The 1,006-nt window shown below is 70.6% G+C and carries 1 protein-coding gene; it reads left to right on the top strand.

The window, feature by feature from the left end:
* Window positions 1-794: 794 nt before the first annotated feature.
* Window positions 795-1,006: hypothetical protein (locus AWQ71_RS43100; RefSeq protein WP_218001584.1), on the top strand; the 212-nt coding region annotated here is incomplete at its 3' end.

The following is a 1,006-nucleotide window of genomic DNA, read 5'->3' as shown; positions in this document are numbered from 1 at the left end:
GGGTCTGGGCGAGGCGGTGGATGTCGGTGACGGGCAGAAGCTGTCCGGTGGCCAGGAGCAGCCCGGGCAGTGTGCGTCCTGAGATGAGCCCGCCGGGCGTCGCCCAGTCCGCACCCCGCCCCCGTCCCTGGCTCTGGCTCTGTGCCTGTGCCTGTGCCTGGCCTCGTGCTTGTCCCGGTCCTTGTTTGCGCTGTTCGCCATCGCGGGCAGGCCGATCGTTCGGCCTACCGGCCCGGGTGTCCTGGCCGCCCGTTCTCTGGCCGCGCTCCGCTCTCTGACCGCGTTCGTCCGCGTCGCGTCGAGTGCCTTCATCTCGCCGCCCGTCGTCGTGAGTTTCCCGGCGATGCCCTGCGTCGTGCCCAGCGCTCTGGTCGGGTCGCCCGTGGCTGCGGGTGTCCTGCTCGCGGCTCGTGTCATCTTGATCGCTCTGGCCGAGCCGCTCATTGTCCCGGGCAGGGCGATCACGCCGCACACCATCGTGAGCGCTGCCTTCCGGCGAACCAGACACGTCAGCTGACGAAGCGGCAGACGCCTGCCCACCCGAGAAGGTGGACGTTCCGGCCGGAGTGGAGTCGGACACCTCGCTGCGCGAAGGGCCGGATGTCGCGGAGTGCGCGGGGTCGGACGCCTCAGACCGCGTCGGGCCGGGAGTCTCGGCGGGCGAGCGGCCGGATGTCGCGGAGTGCGCAGGGTCGGACGCCTTCGGCCGCGAAGCCGTGGGCGTTCCCGCTGATGAGGAGCCGGACGTCTCGCCCGGTGAAGAGGCGGGAGGGTCATCGGGAAGGGACTCGTCGTTGATCAACACCAGCAACTCGGTACCGATCTGCTGCTCCAACAACGCGATCAACACATCCGCGTTCCGCACCCGCAGCGGCCGCTCATCCCCCACCACCCGCGGCTTCGCATACGCATCCACCAACGCCCGCAACCGCGCCCCCGCCTCCCGAGGCAACCGGAACTCCCCCTCCACCCCGCCCGAAGCGCTCTCCCGCACCAACAGAAACCG

It is taken from the genome of Microtetraspora malaysiensis (assembly GCF_001528665.1).
Lineage (GTDB): Bacteria > Actinomycetota > Actinomycetes > Streptosporangiales > Streptosporangiaceae > Microtetraspora_A > Microtetraspora_A malaysiensis.
Note: the sequence above shows the minus strand (reverse complement) of the source record. Positions and strands in the feature narration are given on the sequence as shown.